Here is an 18276-nt window from a genome sequence, read left to right as displayed (position 1 = left end):
GTCTGCTGTTGTGCAGGGCAAGGCGCGAGAAGCGTGGTTTGGTCATTCCAAATAAGCTTCGAGCAACGCAGCCCTGCACAACAGCAGGCCCGGCCCTTCGGGTTGTGCCTTAAAGCGGGCCAGGCTGCGTTGCAGGCCTTGGAAAGGGAACAACCATTCCCAGCGGCCTGCGCCTTGCCTGGCCCGCTTTAAGGCGACAACGCGGTGGTGAAACTAATTGAGAACGCCCCCAGGCTTCGAACAACAAAAACAACATTCGAAATGCACTTTGAGGACTACAACAATGATTATTTACGGTGTGGCGCTGTTGGCGATCTGTACGCTGGCAGGGGTGATCATGGGTGACATGCTCGGTGTGTTGCTGGGAGTGAAGTCAAACGTCGGCGGTGTCGGGATCGCGATGATCCTGCTGATCTGCGCACGGTTGTGGATGCACAAGCGTGGCGGCATGACCAAGGATTGCGAGCTGGGCGTCGGCTTCTGGGGCGCCATGTACATTCCGGTGGTAGTGGCGATGGCCGCGCAACAAAATGTGGTCACGGCGCTGCATGGTGGTCCGGTGGCGGTGTTGGCGGCGATCGGTTCGGTGGTGATCTGCGGCTGCACCATTGCCCTGATCAGCCGGACCCACAAAGGCGAACCCTTGCCCGATGAACCGGTGGATGTAACGCCGGTTGGCGCACCGGCAGGAGGTCGCTGATATGTGGGATCTCATCAAGAACGGTCTGGAACACAACGGTCTGGTCACCGCATTCGCCTTTGTCGGCGTGATCATGTGGGTGTCAGTGGTGATCTCCAAACGCCTGACCTTCGGGCGCATCCACGGTTCGGCGATTGCCATCGTCATCGGCCTGGTACTGGCCTGGGTCGGTGGCACGATGACCGGGGGGCAAAAAGGCCTGGCGGATTTGACGCTGTTTTCCGGCATCGGGCTGATGGGCGGCGCCATGCTGCGGGACTTCGCCATCGTCGCCACGGCGTTCGAGGTGCAGGCCACGGAAGCGAAAAAGGCCGGCTTGATCGGCGTGATCGCGCTGTTGTTGGGCACAGTGCTGCCGTTTATTGTCGGTGCGTGCATGGCCTGGGTCTTCGGTTACCGCGATGCGGTGAGCATGACCACCATTGGCGCCGGTGCGGTGACTTACATCGTCGGGCCAGTGACCGGCGCGGCTATTGGCGCCAGTTCCGATGTGGTGGCGCTGTCGATTGCCACGGGTCTGATCAAGGCGATTCTGGTGATGGTGGGTACCCCGATGGCGGCGCGCTGGATGGGCCTGGATAACCCGCGCTCGGCGATGGTGTTCGGTGGGCTGGCCGGCACCGTGAGCGGCGTGACCGCCGGATTGGCGGCGACGGATCGGCGCCTGGTGCCTTATGGCGCGTTGACCGCGACGTTCCACACCGGGCTTGGCTGTCTGCTGGGGCCTTCGCTGTTGTTCTTCATTGTTCGCGGGATTGTTGGCTAGTCCTGGATCTGCGGTGCCTGTTCTGACGTCTTCGCCGGCAAGCCGGCTCCTACAGGGACAGCGCGTTCCTGTAGGAGCTGGCTTGCCAGCGAAGGGCGCAACTCGGTTTCAGGCCTGACGATTGGCATACATCCGACACTCCGCCAGCAACGCCAGCAGATTCGGATCACGCTCCTTGGCCTTCAGGAACACCACGCCAATGTGCTGCTGCAAGCGGTACTTTTCCTGCAGCGGGATCAGCTTCACCCGGTTCTCGTACACCGCCGCAATCCGCCCCGGCAGCAACGCATAACCCACGCCCGAGCTGACCATGCTCAGCAGAGTGAAGATGTCGTTGACCTGCATCGCCACCTTCGGCTCGAACCCTGCCTGCTCGAATACCCGCTTGCCGTCCTGGTGGGTGGCGAAGCCCTGGGTCAGGGTGATGAAGGTTTCGTCGCGGACCTCGGCCAGGTCGACTTCAGTTCGCTGGGCAAACTTCGAGTCAGCGGGCGTGGCGAGGAAGATGTCGTCGGAAAACAGCGGGATCTGCTCGCAATCCGGATCGTTGACACTGTCGTCCAGCGACACCAGGGCCGCATCGACTTCCATGTTCTTGAGCTTGTAGAGCAGGTCGATATTGGAGCCCAGAATCAGGTCGATGTTGAGCTCGCTACGGCGGATCTTCAAACCCATGATCAGCTGCGGCACGGTCTTCACCGTGAGTGAATACAGCGAGCCAAGTTTGAAACGTTCGGCGGAGAACCCGGCGGCTTCGCGGGTCAAGCGCACACTTTCGACGACGTCCTGAATCAGCTTCTGTGCCCGCTCTTCCAGCACATAAGCGCTTTCCAGCGGCGTCAGGCTGCGGCCTTCGTGCTTGAACAAGGGGCAGCGCAGGGCGCTTTCCAGGGAATGGATCGCCCGATGCACGCTGACATTGCTGGTCTGCAATTCGGCCGCGGCCCGCGCCAGGTTGCCGGTGCGCATGAAGGCCAGGAACACCTCGAGTTTTTTCAGGGTCAACTCTTCATCGATCAGCATGGGGCGGACTCTTTTTGGAATGCCTCGATTGTGCCCAATTACGCCGGGCCCGTCGTACAGAAACATTGCGCTTTTACGCTTGAGGCCTGAGCCTTGCGCGGTTCGGTAATGAAATTCGAGGTGAGCAATACATGTATCACGGGGAAAGACTGAACGCCTGGACGCATTTGGTCGGGGCAGTGGCCGCGTTTGTCGGCGGGGTGTGGCTGATTGTGCTGGCCAGTCTCGACGGCAGCCCGTGGAAGATCGTCAGCATGGCGATCTACGCCTTTACCTTGCTGGTGCTCTACAGCGCATCGACCGTGTACCACAGCGTGCGCGGGCGCAAGAAAGCGATCATGCAGAAGGTCGATCACTTTTCGATCTATCTGTTGATCGCCGGCAGCTACACGCCGTTCTGCCTGGTGACCCTGCGCGGGCCGTGGGGCTGGACCTTGTTCGGGATTGTCTGGGGATTGGCGCTGATCGGCATCCTGCAGGAGATCAAGCCGCGTTCGGAAGCGCGCATTCTGTCGATCGTGATTTATGCGGTGATGGGCTGGATCGTGCTGGTGGCGGTCAAGCCGCTGCTCGCGGCGCTGGGCGGCGTCGGGTTTGCGTGGCTGGCATCGGGCGGGGTGCTGTACACCGTCGGGATTATCTTTTTTGCCCTCGATCATCGCCTGCGCCATGCCCACGGGATCTGGCATCTGTTCGTGATCGCCGGGAGCTTGCTGCACTTTGTGGCGATCTTGTTTTATGTGCTTTAAGGCTGTACCGGAACCAGGCGATCCAGCTGCTCCCGGGCTCGACGGCTGAACACCTGCAACAGGTCGTTCAAGGTGTGGGGCGGTGGTTCGGCGGCGCGGGTCACTGCGTACAGGGTGATGGGTAGCGGCGGTGCCAGAGGGCGGATCGTTGTGCTGGCGCAAGAGGCGCCAAGGGCGGTGAACGGATCGATCACCGCCAGGCCCGCGCCGGATTCCACCATCGCCCGTGCCAGTGAGTAGGTTTGCACGGCGATGCGTACCCGCGGCGGCGGTTCGACCGCTTCCAGGTAACTGTCGAGCCGCGCGGCCAGCGGATCAGCGCTGGATAAACCGATCAGCGGCGCATCCGCCAGCGCCATCAGCGGCAACGGTTTACCCGCCTCTTCCTGAGGCCAGTAACCACTCGGCGCCAGCGCCACCAGCACGCCGGACGCCAGCGCCTGGGCCTTGAGCCCCGGGTGATCCGGGCGTTGCAGGGTCAGGGCGACATCCACTTCGCGCATCAACAGGTTCTGCACCAGTTCGCGACTGTGGGCGCTGGAGAGTTCGCAAACGATGTCCGGGTAACGCCCGGTCCATTCGTGAATGGCCGGCGGCAGCAATGACAGGGCCAGCGCCGGGGTGGCACCGATGCGCAGGCTGTGGCCAGGCTCGCGGCGCAGGCTCTGCGCCAGGCGTCGCACGCCTTGCAGGCTTTCGCTGACCTTGTCCACTTCGCGCTCCAGCTCCAGTGCTTCCGGCGTCGCCTGCAACTTGCCGCGTACCCGCAGGAACAACGGGAAGCCCAATTGCTGCTCGGCGTGCTGCAACACCTTGCTCACTGCCGGTTGCGAGACGTGCAGCAATTGCGCGGCAGCGCTGATCGATCCGGTCTGGCGGATGGCCTGGAAAATCTCGATATGGCGAAGGCGCATGGCAAGTCCATAACCTTTGTTTATGGGATTGCTATCTTTATGCATTGTTCAACGTCTGTCACCTGGCTCTAACCTTGGCCTCGTCTTCACAACGGTTTTAAGGACGGACATGGCTCAGCGTGTGTGCATCATCGGTGGCGGCGTGATTGGCCTGGCAACGGCCTATGCGCTGGTGCGCGACGGCTTCGAGGTGACGGTGGTCGAGGCACGGGACTCGCTGGGCAGCGAAACCAGCTTCGCCAACGGCGGCCAGTTGTCCTATCGCTATGTCGCGCCCCTGGCCGACGCCGGTGTGCCTTGGCAAGCCATCGGCTGGATGCTGCGCGGCGATTCACCGCTGAAGCTGCGCCCGCGCTTCGACCCGGCCCAGTGGCGCTGGATGGCGGCGTTCCTCGGCGCCTGCCGCCGCTCGGTCAACCGCGAGAACGCCGCGCACTTGCTGCGTCTGGCGCTGTTCAGCCAGGACACCTTGAGGTCCTGGCGCGAGGACGATGGACTGGCGGGATTCCAGTGGCGGCGCAATGGCAAACTGGTGACTTTCCGTCAGAACAGCAGCTTCGAGCATGCGCGCCAGTCTCTGGCCGACCCGCAGCAACAGCAGGTGTTGTCGCCGGCCGAATGCGCGCAGCTGGAACCGGCGCTGACCGATGCGCCCTTTGTCGGGGCAATCTACACCCCGGACGAAGAGGTCGGCGATTGCCACGGTTTCTGCCAGCAACTGGCCGCACGACTGAAGGCGTCCGGCCGTTGCGAATTTCTCCTCGGGCAAGCGGTGACCGGCATTCGCCACAGCAACGGCAGCGTCAACGCCATCGAACTGGGCGAACACGTGCTGCCGGTCGAGCAACTGGTGATCGCCGCCGGTCACCGCAGCCCACTATTGGCGCTGCCCGGGCTGCAACTGCCGCTTTATCCGCTCAAGGGCTACAGCCTGACCTTGCCGATCGGCGCCGGTCACCGGGCACCGGACGTGAGCATTACCGACTACGACCGCAAGATCGTCTACGCCCGCATCGGCGAGCAATTGCGGGTGGCGGCGATGGTCGACATCGTCGGCTTCGATCCTGCGCTGGACCCCAAGCGCCTGGCGCTGATCAAGCGTCAGGCCCATGACACCTTTCCAAATGCCGGCGCCTATGACGAAGCCGTCGAGTGGGCCGGCATGCGCCCGGCCACCCCCAGCGGCGTGCCGTTGCTGGGCGCGACGGCGTATCGCAACCTGTGGCTCAACCTCGGCCACGGCGCGCTGGGCTTCACCCTGGCATGCGGCAGCGGGCGCTTGCTCAGCGAGCTGATCGGCGAGCGCGAGCCTTCCATCGACCTGCATGGTTTCAACCACCGGGCCGCCTGAACACCGATCTCTGAAGAGGACACTGCAATGACCATTACCCGACTGCACAGCAACCCGCGCCTGTCTGGCGCCGTGACCTTTGGCGACCTGGTGTTTCTCTCCGGGCAGGTGCCGGGCGATGCCCTGGATGTCAGCGGCCAGACCCGCGAAGTGCTGGCGAAAATCGATACCTTGCTGGCCGAAGCGGGCAGCGACAAGGATCATCTGCTCAGCGCGACCATTTACCTGAAGAACATCACCGAGGATTTCGCCGCGATGAACGAGGTCTGGTCGGCCTGGCTATCGCCGGGGCAGGCACCGAGCCGCACCACCGTGCAGGCCGAACTGGCCCGTCCGCAGGTGCTGGTGGAAATCACCGTCATCGCTGCACGCGTCTGATAAACCAGCACCCACAACGGAGAATAACAATGCAAAAAATCACGTTGCTCGCTTGTACGCTTGGCCTGTTGCTCGGCAGTCAGGTTCAGGCCAATGAAGCGCCGCTGACCGGCACCCTGAGCAAGATCGCCAGCGCCAACAGCATCACCCTGGGCTATCGCGATGCTTCGGTGCCGTTCTCCTACGTGGGTGATCATAGCGGCAAGCCGATGGGTTACTCGGTGGATCTGGCGGGCAAGATCGTCGAGCGCATCCAGCAGCAACTGGCGCTGCCAGACTTGAAGGTGAACTACAACCTGGTGACCTCGCAGACCCGCATTCCACTGGTGCAGAACGGCACCGTGGACCTGGAGTGCGGCTCCACCGGCGTAACCGCCGAACGGCAGAAGCAGGTGGCGTTCTCCTACGGTTTCATCTACGTCAAAGGCCAGTTGCTGACGGCCAGTGACAGTGGGATCAAGAGCTTCGCCGACCTGCGCGGCAAGAACGTGGTGACTACCGCCGGCACCACCAACGAGCGCTTCCTGAAAAGCTACAACGTCGATCACAAGATCGACATGTTCGTGATCAGCGCCAAGGACCACGGCGAAGCCTTCCAGATGCTGCAATCAGGCCGGGCGGTGGCGTTCTACATGGACGACGCGCTGCTCTACGGCGAGCGTGCCAAGGCCAATGACCCGCACAAGTGGGTGGTAGTCGGGGAGGAACAATCGCGGGAGATCTACAGCTGCATGGTGCGCAAGGACGACCCGCAGTTCCTGGCGCTGGTCAACGGTGCGTTGGCGGATCTGTACAGCTCGGGCGAGATCAATGGCATCTACAAACGCTGGTTCGAGCAGCCGATCCCGCCGAAGGGCTTGAACCTCGAGTTCCCGATGACCAGCGAACTCAAGGCGATCATTGCCAAACCGGTGAGTGATCCGGTGCAGTAAAATGCAAAAGATCGCAGCCTGCGGCAGCCTGTAGGAGCTGCCACAGGCTGCGATCTTTTTACTTTTTAGAAATCACCCCAGAGTTGCTGGGCCACCGCCAGTGCAACAACCGGCGCGGTTTCGGTGCGCAGCACCCGTGGACCGAGGCGGGCGGCATGGAAGCCGCCGGCCTTGGCCTGATCGACTTCGGCATCGGACAAACCACCCTCCGGACCGATCAGGAATGCCAGGCTTGAAGGCTTGGCATGGCTCACCAACGGTTCGGCCACCGGGTGCAGCACCAGTTTCAACTCGGCTTGCGTTTGCTTCAGCCAGTCAGCCAGCAACAGCGGCGGATGAATCACCGGTACTCGCGAGCGCCCGCATTGCTCGCAAGCGCTGATCGCCACCTGGCGCCAATGCAGCAGGCGCTTGTCGGCGCGCTCGTCCTTGAGGCGGACTTCGCAGCGTTCGGTGAAGATCGGGGTGATTTCAGTGACGCCCAGTTCCGTGGCTTTCTGAATCGCCCAGTCCATGCGCTCGCCCCGGGACAGGCCCTGGCCGAGATGGATTTTCAGCGGCGACTCGATCTGCCCGGCGAAGCCTTCATCGATCTGCACCACCACGCGCTTTTTGCCGACTTCGACCAGTGTGGCGCGAAACTCCTGGCCCGAGCCGTCGAACAACTGCAACGCATCTCCCTCGGCCATGCGCAGCACGCGGCTGATGTAATGGGCCTGGGCTTCGGGCAACTCGTGCTCGCCGATGCTCAGGGGGGCGTCGATGAAGAAGCGGGACAGTCTCATGCTGGGTCTCTGAAAAAGGTGCAAATCATCTGAAGGTCGTACCAACCTTATCGCTGGCAAGCCAGCTCCTACAGGTTAGGTGCCGCACACAAAATTTGTGGCACACACAAATCCTTGTAGGAGCTGGCTTGCCAGCGAAAGCGGTCTACCCGGCCCCACAGGATTACGGTTGAAATCAATCAACCCGGATCACGGAACCCCGGGTGGAAGTCCTTCGGCACTGCCACGCTGACGCTGTCACGGGTCGCAATGTCGATCCCTTCGCTGGCTACTTCGGCGAGGAAGTCGATCTGTTCCGGGGTAATCACGTACGGCGGCAGGAAATACACCACACTACCCAGTGGACGCAGTAAAGCACCGCGCTCCAGGGCGTGCTGGAACACCTTCAGGCCGCGACGTTCCTGCCATGGGTAAGCCTCTTTGCTGGCCTTGTCCTTGACCATTTCGATGGCCAGCACCATGCCGGTCTGGCGCACTTCGGACACGTTCGGGTGGTCGACCAGATGCGCCGTCGACGAAGCCATGCGCTGCGCCAGGGCCTTGTTGTTCTCGATGACATTGTCTTCTTCGAAAATATCCAGGGTCGCCAGGGCCGCCGCGCACGCCAGCGGGTTGCCGGTGTAGCTGTGGGAGTGCAGGAAGGCGCGCAGGGTCGGGTAGTCGTCGTAGAAGGCGCTGTAGACCTCGTCGGTGGTCATGCACGCCGCCAGCGGCAGATAGCCGCCGGTCAGGGCCTTGGACAGACAGAGGAAGTCAGGGCGGATGCCGGCCTGTTCGCAGGCGAACATCGTCCCGGTGCGGCCGAAGCCGACGGCGATTTCGTCGTGGATCAGGTGCACGCCGTAGCGGTCGCAAGCTTCTCGCAGCAGCTTGAGGTACACCGGGTGGTACATGCGCATGCCACCGGCGCCCTGGATCAGCGGCTCGACGATCACCGCCGCGACTGTGTCGTGGTTTTCGGCCAGGGTCTGCTCCATGGCCGCGAACATGTTGCGCGAGTGTTCTTCCCAGCTCATGCCCTCGGGCCGCAGGTAGCAATCCGGGCTCGGCACCTTGATGGTATCCAACAACAGCGCTTTGTAGGTCTCGGTGAACAGCGGCACGTCGCCCACCGACATCGCCGCCATGGTCTCGCCGTGGTAGCTGTTGGTCAGGGTAACGAAGCGCTTCTTGTTCGGCTGACTGCGATTGAGCCAGTAGTGAAAGCTCATTTTCAGCGCGACTTCGATGCAGGACGAACCGTTATCGGCGTAGAAGCACCGGGTCAGGCCTTCCGGCGTCATCTTCACCAGGCGCTCGGACAGTTCGATCACCGGTTGATGACTGAAACCGGCAAGGATCACATGTTCGAGCTGATCGACCTGGTCCTTGATGCGCTGGTTGATCCGCGGGTTAGAGTGCCCGAATACATTGACCCACCAGGAGCTGACCGCATCGAGGTAGCGTTTGCCTTCGAAGTCTTCCAGCCACACGCCTTCCCCGCGCTTGATCGGAATCAGCGGCAGTTGTTCGTGATCTTTCATCTGGGTGCAGGGATGCCACAACACGGCGAGATCGCGTTGCATCCACTGATTATTCAGGCCCATTTTCACTCTCCTGGAGGCGGTCCGTGACCAGCGCGGACAAACAATCGCGCAAGCCTATGCAATGCGTGCCACGGGGACAACCCATTGTGTCGAATGAGCTACTTTATCCAGGCCGATAGACGTTGCTGGCGGGTGTTTGAAGGCTGACGTATCCTTCGCGGTTCTTGAGCCGTCTGGCTCGCAAAAACTGCTGTTTTCCTCGTGTGATTCCGGAGTTCGCTGAATGTCTGTCGGTTGGCTGCGCGCCTGTGCGCTGGTGATGTTGGGGCTGTTCAGCGTGTCTGCGCTGGCCAAGGATAAAACCGCGATCGTGATCGGCGGCGGCCTGTCGGGCCTGACTGCTGCGTACGAGCTGCAGAACAAGGGCTGGCAGGTCACCCTGCTGGAAGCCAAGTCGAGCCTGGGCGGCCGTTCCGGCATGGCCACCAGCGAGTGGATCGGCAACGACAAGGTCCAACCGGTGTTGAACAAATACGTATCGAACTTCAAGCTGAGCACCACGCCGGCCCCTGAATTCGTGCGGACCCCTGGCTATCTGATCGATGGTGAGTATTTCTCCGCCGCCGACCTGGCGACCAAACAGCCGGCCACCGCCGAGGCGCTCAAGCGCTTCGACAAGACCGTGGACGATCTGGCGCGCTCGATCGACGACCCGCAGAATCCGGCTGCCAACAACACGCTGTATGCGCTGGATCAGATCAACGTGTCGAGCTGGCTCGACAAGCAGAACCTGCCGGCCACCGCCCGGCAGTTGATCAACCAGCAGATCCGTACCCGCTATGACGAACCTTCGCGCTTGTCGCTGCTGTACTTCGCGCAGCAGAGCCGCGTTTACCGAGGCGTCTCCGATCGTGACCTGCGGGCTTCGCGCCTGGTCGGTGGCAGTCCGGTGCTGGCCCAGGCCCTGGTCAAGCAGCTGAAAACCATCAAGACCAATTCCCGGGTCTCGTCAATCACTCAGGACAAGGACGGCGTGATCGTCAAAGTCGACAGCGTCAGCTATCAGGCTGACTACGTCGTGCTGGCCGTGCCACTGCGTGCCCTGGACAAGATCCAGATGATCCCGACGCTGGACGCCCAGCACCTGGCGGCGATCAAGGGCACCAACTACGGATGGCGCGACCAGATCATGCTGAAGTTCAAGGCGCCGGTGTGGGAATCCAAGGCGCGCATGTCTGGCGAGATCTACAGCAACACCGGCCTGGGCATGTTGTGGATCGAGCCTGCCCTGAAGGGCGGTGCCAATGTGGTGATCAACCTGTCCGGCGACAATGCGCGAGTGATGCAGGCGTTCGGCGACAAGCAGATGGTCGATCAGGTGTTGATTCGCCTGCATGCGTTCTATCCGCAGGCTCGCGGTTCGTTCACCGGTTATGAACTCCGTCGCTACAGCACCGACCCGTCGACTGGCGGCGCCTACCTGGCCTTCGGTCCGGGCCAGATCAGCAAGTTCTGGCGCCTGTGGGAACGCCCGATTCAGCGCGTAACCTTCGCTGGCGAACACACCGACACCCTGTACCCGGGCACCCTGGAAGGCGCGCTGCGCACTGGTCAGCGTGCAGCCAGCCAGGTTGAAGACCTGGCGGCGGGCAAGTCGTTCGAACCGACGAAAGTGGTCCCGGCCGCCGCTGCGGCGGGCGCTGGTGCGGTGGCGGCGAAGAAAGGCAATTTCTTCAGCAACCTGTTCGGCGGCTCCGATGACGAGAAGAAGCCAGAGCTGGTCAAGGCACCTGAGCCGGTTGCACCGCCAGCGCCTGCTCCGGTGCCAGCCCCGGCGGTCGCACCGGCCCCGGTGGAAGCACCGAAGCCTGCGACCCCGGTAAAAACCGAGCCGGCCAAAAAGGCTCCGGCAAAACCGGCTGCCAAGACTGAGGCGAAAAAAGCCCCGGTCAAGGCACCGGCCAAGAAAACCGAGCCGGCCAAGAAGCCAGCGGCTAAACCTGCGGCGACTCCGGCAATGGATGCCAAGGCGTAGTAAGCCCTGGGACAAAAAGAACGCGGCGTAAATGCCGCGTTTTTTTTGCCTGAAGAAAGCCTGGGTCAAAAATCGAATAAAACATTTGGTACTGGTGTTCTTCGGTTTGTATTCATTTTTTCTAACACTTTCGACTTTAATCTTTCCTTAACTCGCCTGTTTCAGACTCTTGATCGTATTTCTCGATATTTCAAAGCGAAATTTTCGGCTTTAATTCGATAGATAACTCGATAGTCTTGGGCCAGCACTTACAGGGATCTAGGCAATGCAGCTACGTAACTCTACCTCCCGCTACGGCTGGGTCAGCATCTTCATGCACTGGGGCGTGGCACTGGCCGTGTTCGGTTTGTTCGCCCTCGGGCTGTGGATGGTCGGCCTCGGCTATTACGACCCTTGGCGCAAGACCGGGCCGGATCTGCACAAGAGCATTGGTTTGATCTTGCTGGGCGTCATGGTGTTGCGGGTATTGTGGCGTTTCATCAGCCCGCCGCCGCCAACCCTGGCCAGCTATAGCCGCATGACGCGTCTGGGTGCCATGTTCGGCCATGCCTTTCTGTATCTCTGTCTGTTCGCTGTGATGATTGCCGGTTACCTGATTTCCACCGCAGAAGGTGCCGGGATTCCGGTGTTTGACTGGTTTGAAGTGCCTGCCCTGGTTTCCGGACTGCCGGACCAGGCAGATAACGCCGGTGCGATTCACCTCTACCTGGCGTGGGTGCTGGTAATTTTTTCCGGCCTCCATGCGTTGGCAGCATTGAAGCACCACTTTATCGACCGTGATGTGACCCTCAAGCGAATGCTGGGTCGCAAAGCCTGAAGTTCAACCTCGACTCCCAAGGAAAACAAAGCATGTTGTTGAAAAAGACTCTCGCCGCTCTGGCAATCGGTTCGGCCCTGCTGTCCGCTAATGTGATGGCTGCTGACTACGTAGTAGACACAACAGGCCAACACGCCTTCGTCAACTTCAAGATCAGCCACCTGGGCTACAGCTTCATCACCGGTACCTTTAAGACCATGGATGGCAAGTTCAGCTTCGACGCTGCCAAGCCTGAAGACAGCAAGATCGAGTTCAACGTGAACACCGCCAGCGTTTTCACCAACAACGCCGAACGTGACAAGCATGTCTCCAGCAAAGACTTCCTGAAAGTGGCTGATTTCCCTAAGGCCACGTTCGTGTCCACCAGCGTCAAAGCCACCGGTAAAAACGCCGCTGGCAAAGACACGGCCGACGTGACCGGCGACCTGACTATTGATGGCGTAACCAAGCCAGTCGTGATCAAGGCCACTTTCCTGGGTGAAGGCAAGGATCCATGGGGCGGCTACCGTGCAGGCTTCGAGGGCACTACTAGCATCAAGCGTTCCGATTTCGGCAAGATGATGGACTTGGGCCCACAGTCCGACGCGGTCGATCTGTACATCACGTTTGAAGGTGTTAAAGCGAAGTAATGCTGAGACGGTAGGAGCTGCCGCAGGCTGCGATCTTTTGATCTTAAAAGATCGCAGGCTTCGCCAGCTCCTACAAAAGCACTTCGCAGCACATACAAAAATGCCCCGGCTCTTTCGAACCGGGGCATTTTTCATTGCAGCGATAACTCAGCGATTGCGGGTCAGCAGCGCTGGTTTCTCACCACGAGGACGGCTTGGCAGTTGATCCAGTTGCTCTGGTGTCGGGAAGCGGTCAGCCTTGGACTCCTTGTGCATGATCTTCGGCGCGGGGCCGCGCGGGTTCTGCACGGCCGGTTCCGAACGCGGCTGGTCGTCACGGGCCGGGCGGCGATTGCGCGAGTCTTCGCGGCGGGCCTGGCCGTCGCGCGGTGCGCCACTGCGAGGGCCGCTACGCTTGGCCGGTGGGGTGCCGGTGCTGGCGCCATCGCTGTTGCGCGGACCGCTCTGGCGACCTTGTGGCTTGCCGGAACGTGGAGCGCCCGAACCTGCTGCAGTGCCTTGTGCCGGAGCACCCGGACGGCGGCCACGGCCTTGCGCGGGTTTCTGCTGCGGCACGTAGTCGACGCGGTTACCGAAGTTATCGACATCGTCGTCCAGGAACTCGTCCGGGGCACGGTCAGCGGCGGCACGAGGAGGCTGCGACGGACGCTGTTCGCGAGCCGGAGTGCCTTCACGTGGTTTTTGCTGACGGGCCGGGCGCTCACCGCGCTCGCCGGCCGGTTTTTCCTTGCCCTTGTCCTTGCCTTTGTCCTTGCGACCACCGCCGCCACCGCTGCCGTTCGGACCGTCGCCGCGCGGGCCACGTGGATTGCGTGGGTTACGCATGTCCGGACGCTCGCGCACTTCAGGTTTCTCGGCTTCCACAGCACTGGCATCGAAGCCCATCAGGTCGCCGTCGGCGATTTTCTGCCTGGTCATGCGTTCGATGCTTTTCAGCAGTTTTTCTTCGTCCGGGGCTACCAGCGAAATCGCCTCGCCCGAACGACCGGCACGGCCGGTACGGCCGATGCGGTGCACGTAGTCTTCATCGACATTCGGCAGTTCGAAGTTGACCACGTGAGGCAACTGGTCGATGTCCAGACCGCGAGCGGCGATGTCGGTGGCGACCAGGATGCGCACTTCACCGGCCTTGAAGTCGGCCAAGGCTTTGGTGCGGGCGTTCTGGCTCTTATTGCCGTGGATCGCGACGGCGCTCAGGCCATGCTTGTCCAGGTACTCGGCCAGGCGGTTGGCGCCGTGCTTGGTGCGGGTGAACACCAGCACCTGTTCCCAGGCGCCAGCGGTGATCAGGTGCGCGAGCAACGAACGCTTGTGGCTGGCGGCCAGGCGGAATACGCGCTGTTCGATACGCTCGACCGTGGTGTTCGGCGGCGTGACTTCGATGCGTTCCGGGTTGTGCAGCAGTTTGCCGGCGAGGTCGGTGATGTCCTTGGAGAAGGTCGCCGAGAACAGCAGATTCTGGCGTTTGGCCGGCAGACGGGCCAGGACCTTCTTCACGTCATGGACGAAGCCCATGTCGAGCATGCGGTCGGCTTCGTCCAGCACGAGGATTTCCACGTGGGACAGATCGACGCTGCCTTGGCCGGCCAAGTCGAGCAGGCGGCCAGGGCAGGCCACCAGCACGTCTACGCCACGGGACATGGCCTGAACCTGCGGGTTCATGCCAACACCGCCGAAGATGCAGGCGCTGACGAACTTCAGGTCACGGGCATAGACCTTGAAGCTTTCATGCACTTGCGCCGCGAGTTCGCGAGTCGGGGTCAGGACCAGTACGCGCGGCTGGCGCGGGCCGTGACGCTGGGATTTGTCCGGGTGACCGTTGGGGAACAACCGCTCCAGGATCGGAAGGGCGAAACCGCCGGTTTTACCAGTACCTGTCTGTGCCGCGACCATCAGGTCGCGACCTTGCAACACGGCGGGAATGGCCCGCTGTTGCACCGGAGTAGGCTCGGTATAGCCCGCTGCCTCGATGGCGCGGACTAAAGCCTCGGAGAGACCGAGGGAAGCAAAGGACATGAGTAATCCTGTTTTAAGTTAGGGCTTGGCCCAATGGGAGTCTTGCCTGGCGCGAATGGCGTTTAAGAGGACGCAATCCCGTCCGGTCCTGCTGGGTCTCGAAGGCTCGTCTGCAAGCGCTCGCGCGGGCTGAAAGCTGCGCAGTAGCGGGGTTGAGATGCCTTGAACGATTCCGAGCGTCCGGGCGTGAGCCTGGCGGGAAGGCCGGAGTATAACAGAGCAATCACTGCGCGCCGCTTTCCTGCTGCTCAACGGTTTTTTCCGTGGCGGCCGTGGTCTTTTCAGTCTTCACGTTGGCTGCCGGTTCCGCGCCGTAGCGGGCACTCAGTTCAGCGTAGGCAGGCTCGCGTTTGAAACGTTTGAGTTCGGCGCCGAAACGCTGCACCAGCAGATCCATGCCCGCATTGCGACGTACCGCGAGAAACTGGCTTTGCTGGCTGATGACCGTGGGGTTTTCGGTGATCTTGCCGCGGATGCCCAGTTCATCGAGCAAATGCTGGCCGACCCGGCGGTCGGTAATCAGCAGGTCAATGCGCCCGCGCACCAGTTTGCCGAAGTTGGCTTCATGGGTGGGAGCCGGCTCGCGGGTGAACAGCGTCGAATCGCTGAAGTCCTTGCTGTACAGGTAACCCGGCGAGGTGCCGATGGTCAGGCCTTGCAAGTCATCGAGGGTGCGAAACGGATGGGGCCGTTCATTGGCGTAGAACATCACGAACTGGACTTCAGACAGTGGTTCGCCGGGGTAGAGCAGGGTCGCATCACGTTCGACGCTGTGAAAGATGTCCAGCGCGCCGTCGGCCTGCCCGGTTTCAAGCATCGACAGGCAGCGTTTCCATGGCAGGAACTGCCACTCCACTTCGATGCCCAGGCGCTTGAAGACAATGGCGGTGGTTTCGTAGTCCAGGCCCAGTGATTTGCCGTTGTCTTCGTACACATAAGGCGCCCACGGCTCCGTGACAATGCGCAGCTTCTCGCCCCGAGCGGCGAAGCTCAGGCAAGTGAAGACAAGCATGGCGATTAATTGCGTGATCAAAGGCATGGGTTTGAGATTACGACGAGAAACCGGAAAGAGCCAGAAACTGACTGCAGATGCTCTAACTCCGTGGATTGCTGCACATTAATAGTGCGCTGAAAGCAAAAGATCGCAGCGTGCGACAGTTCCTACAGGGAATACACATTTCTCTGTAGGAGCTGCCGCAGGCTGCGATCTTTTAATCGTGCTTTAACGACTTTTAACGTGGCAACTTCAGGTTATTCCACACCGCCAGGCTCGCTTCAGCCTGGTTCAATGTGTAGAAGTGCAACCCTGGAGCGCCGCCCTGCAGCAGTTGTTCGCACATTTCGGTGATGACCTGTTCACCAAAGCGCTGAATGCTCTGGGTGTCGTCGCCGTAGGCTTCCAGTTGCTTGCGGATCCAGCGCGGGATTTCCGCACCGCAGGCATCGGAGAAGCGCGCCAGCTTGCTGTAGTTGGTGATCGGCATGATGCCCGGCACGATCGGGATGTTCACACCCAGCGCCCGCACACGTTCCACGAAGTAGAAGTAGCAGTCGGCGTTGAAGAAGTACTGGGTGATCGCACTGTCGGCGCCAGCGTTGGCCTTGCGCACGAAGTTGGCAACATCGTCTTCGAAATTGCGCGCTTGCGGATGCATTTCCGGGTAAGCGGCGACTTCGATGTGGAAATGATCACCGGTTTCTTCACGAATGAATTCAACCAGGTCGTTGGCGTGGCGCAATTCACCGCTGGCCATGCCCATGCCCGAAGGCAGGTCACCGCGCAGAGCGACGATACGCTTGATGCCGGCGGCCTTGTACTGGGCCAGCAGGCCGCGCAGGTCAGCTTTGCTATCGCCCACGCAAGACAGATGCGGAGCGGCAGGGATTTTGACTTCGCTTTCTAGCTGCAACACGGTGTTCAGCGTGCGATCACGGGTCGAACCGCCGGCGCCGTAGGTGCAGGAGAAGAAATCGGGGTTGTAGGTGGCCAACTGGCGAGCAGTGGCGAGCAGCTTTTCTTGCCCAGCATCGGTCTTCGTAGGGAAGAACTCGAAGCTGTAGCGACGATCTTGGGACATGGGAATACCCTTGAAAACGCGTAAGGCGGACGCAGGCCCCTGTAGGAGCGAGCTTGCTCGCGAAAAACGTCAGGGCAACGCGTTTAGCCAGATAGCGCGCGTTTTCGTTAACGTCCATCGCGAGCAAGCTCGCTCCTACACAGGAAGAGCCGGCCGATCAGTAGCGGTAAGCGTGCGGCTTGAACGGACCCTCGACGGTCACGCCGATGTAGTCGGCCTGGGTCTTGGTCAGTTGAGTCACGACGCCACCGAAGCCACGGACCATTTCCAGGGCCACTTCTTCGTCGAGTTTCTTCGGCAGTACTTCAACGGTCAGGCGCTCGGCTTGCTGGGCTGGCGACAGGTCGGCGTACTTCTGGCCGAACAGGAAGATCTGCGCCAGAACCTGGTTGGCGAACGAACCGTCCATGATGCGGCTCGGGTGGCCGGTTGCGTTGCCCAGGTTAACCAGGCGGCCTTCGGCCAGCAGGATCAGGTAGTCGTCGTTCTGTGGGTCGAAATCGCCAGCGCCGGTACGGTGGATCTTGTGAACCTGCGGCTTCACTTCTTCCCATGCCCAGTTTTTGCGCATGAAAGCGGTGTCGATTTCGTTGTCGAAGTGACCGATGTTGCAGACAACGGCACGCTTCTTCAGGGCTTTGAGCATGTTCGAATCGCAAACATTGACGTTGCCGGTGGTGGTCACGATCAGGTCGATCTTGCCCAGCAGTGCCTTGTCGATGCTTGCTTCAGTACCGTTGTTGATACCGTCGATGAATGGCGAAACCAGTTCGAAACCGTCCATGCAGGCTTGCATGGCGCAGATCGGGTCGACTTCGGAAACCTTGACGATCATGCCTTCCTGACGCAGGGACTGAGCGGAACCCTTGCCCACGTCGCCGTAGCCGATGACCAGCGCTTGCTTGCCGGACAGCAGGTGGTCGGTGCCGCGCTTGATCGCATCGTTCAGGCTGTGACGGCAGCCGTACTTGTTGTCGTTCTTGCTCTTGGTCACCGAGTCGTTGACGTTGATGGCCGGGATTTTCAGCTCGCCCTTGGCCAGCATGTCCAGCAGGCGGTGAACGCCGGTGGTGGTTTCTTCGGTCACGCCGTGGACGCGATCCAGAACCTGTGGGTACTTCTTGTGCAGCAGCTCGGTCAGGTCGCCGCCGTCGTCGAGGATCATGTTGGCGTCCCATGGCTGGCCATCCTTGAGGATGGTTTGCTCCAGGCACCACTCGTACTCTTGTTCGGTTTCACCTTTCCAGGCGAAAACCGGGATGCCGGCAGCGGCGATGGAAGCGGCGGCCTGGTCCTGAGTCGAGAAAATGTTGCAGGACGACCAGCGTACTTCGGCACCCAGGGCAACCAGGGTTTCGATCAGCACGGCAGTCTGAATGGTCATGTGGATGCAGCCGAGAATCTTCGCGCCCTTGAGCGGTTGCTCTTCGGAGTACTTGCGACGCAGACCCATCAGGGCTGGCATTTCGGATTCAGCGATGATGGTTTCGCGACGGCCCCAGGCAGCCAGGGACATATCGGCGACTTTGTAATCGGTAAAATCTGCAGGCGTGATAACAGCGCTCATGAAGAGCCTC

At 61.0% G+C, this 18276-nt stretch carries 17 protein-coding genes; 9 read left to right on the top strand and 8 right to left on the bottom strand.

Going from position 1 to position 18276, the window contains the following annotated elements; all coding sequences use genetic code 11:
* The first annotated feature begins 283 nt into the window (after window positions 1–283).
* Complete coding sequence (gene madL / locus AC1DWG_RS21270) at window positions 284–700, top strand: malonate transporter subunit MadL (protein ID WP_160386103.1); 417 nt, start codon at window positions 284–286, stop codon at window positions 698–700.
* 1 nt (window position 701) lies between these two features.
* Window positions 702–1466 (top strand): malonate transporter subunit MadM, encoded by a 765-nt coding sequence (gene madM, locus AC1DWG_RS21265; protein ID WP_102673448.1) that lies wholly within the window; start codon window positions 702–704, stop codon window positions 1464–1466.
* A gap of 108 nt (window positions 1467–1574) precedes the next feature.
* On the opposite strand, the gene AC1DWG_RS21260 is transcribed toward madM, so the two are convergent.
* Complete coding sequence (locus tag AC1DWG_RS21260) at window positions 1575–2489, bottom strand: LysR family transcriptional regulator (RefSeq protein ID WP_057712939.1); 915 nt, start codon at window positions 2487–2489, stop codon at window positions 1575–1577.
* Window positions 2490–2620: 131 nt separating this feature from the next.
* Between AC1DWG_RS21260 and trhA the strand changes: the two genes are divergently transcribed.
* Window positions 2621–3238 (top strand): PAQR family membrane homeostasis protein TrhA, encoded by a 618-nt coding sequence (gene trhA, locus AC1DWG_RS21255; RefSeq protein WP_477762921.1) that lies wholly within the window; start codon window positions 2621–2623, stop codon window positions 3236–3238.
* Here the strand turns inward: trhA and AC1DWG_RS21250 are convergent.
* Entirely contained in the window at window positions 3235–4152 is a 918-nt protein-coding gene (locus AC1DWG_RS21250; RefSeq protein WP_108217029.1) for a LysR family transcriptional regulator, read from the bottom strand. The two genes, trhA and AC1DWG_RS21250, sit on opposite strands and share 4 nt — an antisense overlap.
* A 109-nt stretch (window positions 4153–4261) precedes the next feature.
* On the opposite strand from AC1DWG_RS21250, the gene AC1DWG_RS21245 reads away from it, so the two are divergent.
* The 3 genes from AC1DWG_RS21245 to AC1DWG_RS21235 are packed head-to-tail and all read left to right on the top strand — an operon-like array spanning window position 4262 to window position 6813.
* Complete coding sequence (locus tag AC1DWG_RS21245) at window positions 4262–5503, top strand: D-amino acid dehydrogenase (protein WP_477762920.1); 1242 nt, start codon at window positions 4262–4264, stop codon at window positions 5501–5503.
* A gap of 27 nt (window positions 5504–5530) precedes the next feature.
* On the top strand, window positions 5531–5881 hold the full coding sequence (locus AC1DWG_RS21240) for a RidA family protein (protein ID WP_477762919.1): 351 nt from the start codon (window positions 5531–5533) through the stop codon (window positions 5879–5881).
* 29 nt (window positions 5882–5910) lie between these two features.
* Window positions 5911–6813: a transporter substrate-binding domain-containing protein gene (locus AC1DWG_RS21235; protein ID WP_477762918.1), complete on the top strand. Its 903-nt coding sequence runs from the start codon at window positions 5911–5913 to the stop codon at window positions 6811–6813.
* Between the two features lie 65 nt (window positions 6814–6878).
* On the opposite strand, the gene AC1DWG_RS21230 is transcribed toward AC1DWG_RS21235, so the two are convergent.
* Together AC1DWG_RS21230 and AC1DWG_RS21225 are read right to left on the bottom strand one after the other, a co-directional pair.
* Window positions 6879–7598, bottom strand: a complete 720-nt coding sequence (locus AC1DWG_RS21230) for a 16S rRNA (uracil(1498)-N(3))-methyltransferase (protein ID WP_477762917.1) — start codon at window positions 7596–7598, stop codon at window positions 6879–6881.
* A 179-nt stretch (window positions 7599–7777) separates the two neighbouring features.
* On the bottom strand, window positions 7778–9184 hold the full coding sequence (locus tag AC1DWG_RS21225) for an adenosylmethionine--8-amino-7-oxononanoate transaminase (RefSeq protein WP_477762916.1): 1407 nt from the start codon (window positions 9182–9184) through the stop codon (window positions 7778–7780).
* A gap of 223 nt (window positions 9185–9407) precedes the next feature.
* On the opposite strand from AC1DWG_RS21225, the gene AC1DWG_RS21220 reads away from it, so the two are divergent.
* From AC1DWG_RS21220 to AC1DWG_RS21210, 3 genes are all read left to right on the top strand, one after another.
* The gene (locus tag AC1DWG_RS21220; RefSeq protein WP_477762915.1) at window positions 9408–11159 is read left to right on the top strand and encodes a flavin monoamine oxidase family protein; all 1752 of its coding nucleotides are present in this window, start codon (window positions 9408–9410) and stop codon (window positions 11157–11159) included.
* 265 nt (window positions 11160–11424) lie between these two features.
* Window positions 11425–11976 (top strand): cytochrome b, encoded by a 552-nt coding sequence (locus AC1DWG_RS21215; protein ID WP_477788300.1) that lies wholly within the window; start codon window positions 11425–11427, stop codon window positions 11974–11976.
* 35 nt (window positions 11977–12011) lie between these two features.
* A complete protein-coding gene (locus tag AC1DWG_RS21210) occupies window positions 12012–12605 on the top strand; it encodes a YceI family protein (RefSeq protein WP_477788304.1) in 594 nt (197 codons plus the stop codon).
* Window positions 12606–12752: 147 nt separating this feature from the next.
* Here AC1DWG_RS21210 and AC1DWG_RS21205 read toward each other — a convergent pair whose 3' ends face one another.
* The 4 genes from AC1DWG_RS21205 to ahcY form a co-directional block, all read right to left on the bottom strand.
* The gene (locus tag AC1DWG_RS21205; protein WP_477788299.1) at window positions 12753–14621 is read right to left on the bottom strand and encodes a DEAD/DEAH box helicase; all 1869 of its coding nucleotides are present in this window, start codon (window positions 14619–14621) and stop codon (window positions 12753–12755) included.
* Between the two features lie 223 nt (window positions 14622–14844).
* Complete coding sequence (locus AC1DWG_RS21200) at window positions 14845–15660, bottom strand: substrate-binding periplasmic protein (RefSeq protein ID WP_477762912.1); 816 nt, start codon at window positions 15658–15660, stop codon at window positions 14845–14847.
* A gap of 193 nt (window positions 15661–15853) precedes the next feature.
* Window positions 15854–16699 carry a methylenetetrahydrofolate reductase [NAD(P)H] gene (metF, locus tag AC1DWG_RS21195; RefSeq protein ID WP_477752471.1) on the bottom strand — a complete coding sequence of 282 codons (846 nt, stop codon included), beginning with the start codon at window positions 16697–16699 and terminating at the stop codon, window positions 15854–15856.
* A gap of 157 nt (window positions 16700–16856) precedes the next feature.
* On the bottom strand, window positions 16857–18266 hold the full coding sequence (ahcY, locus tag AC1DWG_RS21190; RefSeq protein ID WP_108217017.1) for an adenosylhomocysteinase: 1410 nt from the start codon (window positions 18264–18266) through the stop codon (window positions 16857–16859).
* Window positions 18267–18276: the final 10 nt, after the last annotated feature.

Source organism: Pseudomonas sp. P4_B3, from assembly GCF_056402295.1.
The sequence above is the reverse complement of the archived record's forward strand: the minus strand, read 5'-3'. Positions and strand labels throughout refer to the sequence as shown.

Bases quoted from the DNA above. Each gene is read 5' to 3' on its own strand.
- trhA (WP_477762921.1), top strand. From the start codon at position 2,621: ATGTATCACGGGGAAAGACTGAACGCCTGGACGCATTTGGTCGGGGCA.
- metF (WP_477752471.1), bottom strand. From the start codon at position 16,699: ATGTCCCAAGATCGTCGCTACAGCTTCGAGTTCTTCCCTACGAAGACC.
- AC1DWG_RS21235 (WP_477762918.1), top strand. From the start codon at position 5,911: ATGCAAAAAATCACGTTGCTCGCTTGTACGCTTGGCCTGTTGCTCGGC.
- AC1DWG_RS21260 (WP_057712939.1), bottom strand. From the start codon at position 2,489: ATGCTGATCGATGAAGAGTTGACCCTGAAAAAACTCGAGGTGTTCCTG.
- AC1DWG_RS21215 (WP_477788300.1), top strand. From the start codon at position 11,425: ATGCAGCTACGTAACTCTACCTCCCGCTACGGCTGGGTCAGCATCTTC.
- AC1DWG_RS21220 (WP_477762915.1), top strand. From the start codon at position 9,408: ATGTCTGTCGGTTGGCTGCGCGCCTGTGCGCTGGTGATGTTGGGGCTG.
- madL (WP_160386103.1), top strand. From the start codon at position 284: ATGATTATTTACGGTGTGGCGCTGTTGGCGATCTGTACGCTGGCAGGG.
- AC1DWG_RS21230 (WP_477762917.1), bottom strand. From the start codon at position 7,598: ATGAGACTGTCCCGCTTCTTCATCGACGCCCCCCTGAGCATCGGCGAG.
- AC1DWG_RS21240 (WP_477762919.1), top strand. From the start codon at position 5,531: ATGACCATTACCCGACTGCACAGCAACCCGCGCCTGTCTGGCGCCGTG.
- AC1DWG_RS21205 (WP_477788299.1), bottom strand. From the start codon at position 14,621: ATGTCCTTTGCTTCCCTCGGTCTCTCCGAGGCTTTAGTCCGCGCCATC.
- ahcY (WP_108217017.1), bottom strand. From the start codon at position 18,266: ATGAGCGCTGTTATCACGCCTGCAGATTTTACCGATTACAAAGTCGCC.
- AC1DWG_RS21250 (WP_108217029.1), bottom strand. From the start codon at position 4,152: ATGCGCCTTCGCCATATCGAGATTTTCCAGGCCATCCGCCAGACCGGA.
- AC1DWG_RS21245 (WP_477762920.1), top strand. From the start codon at position 4,262: ATGGCTCAGCGTGTGTGCATCATCGGTGGCGGCGTGATTGGCCTGGCA.
- AC1DWG_RS21200 (WP_477762912.1), bottom strand. From the start codon at position 15,660: ATGCCTTTGATCACGCAATTAATCGCCATGCTTGTCTTCACTTGCCTG.
- AC1DWG_RS21225 (WP_477762916.1), bottom strand. From the start codon at position 9,184: ATGGGCCTGAATAATCAGTGGATGCAACGCGATCTCGCCGTGTTGTGG.
- madM (WP_102673448.1), top strand. From the start codon at position 702: ATGTGGGATCTCATCAAGAACGGTCTGGAACACAACGGTCTGGTCACC.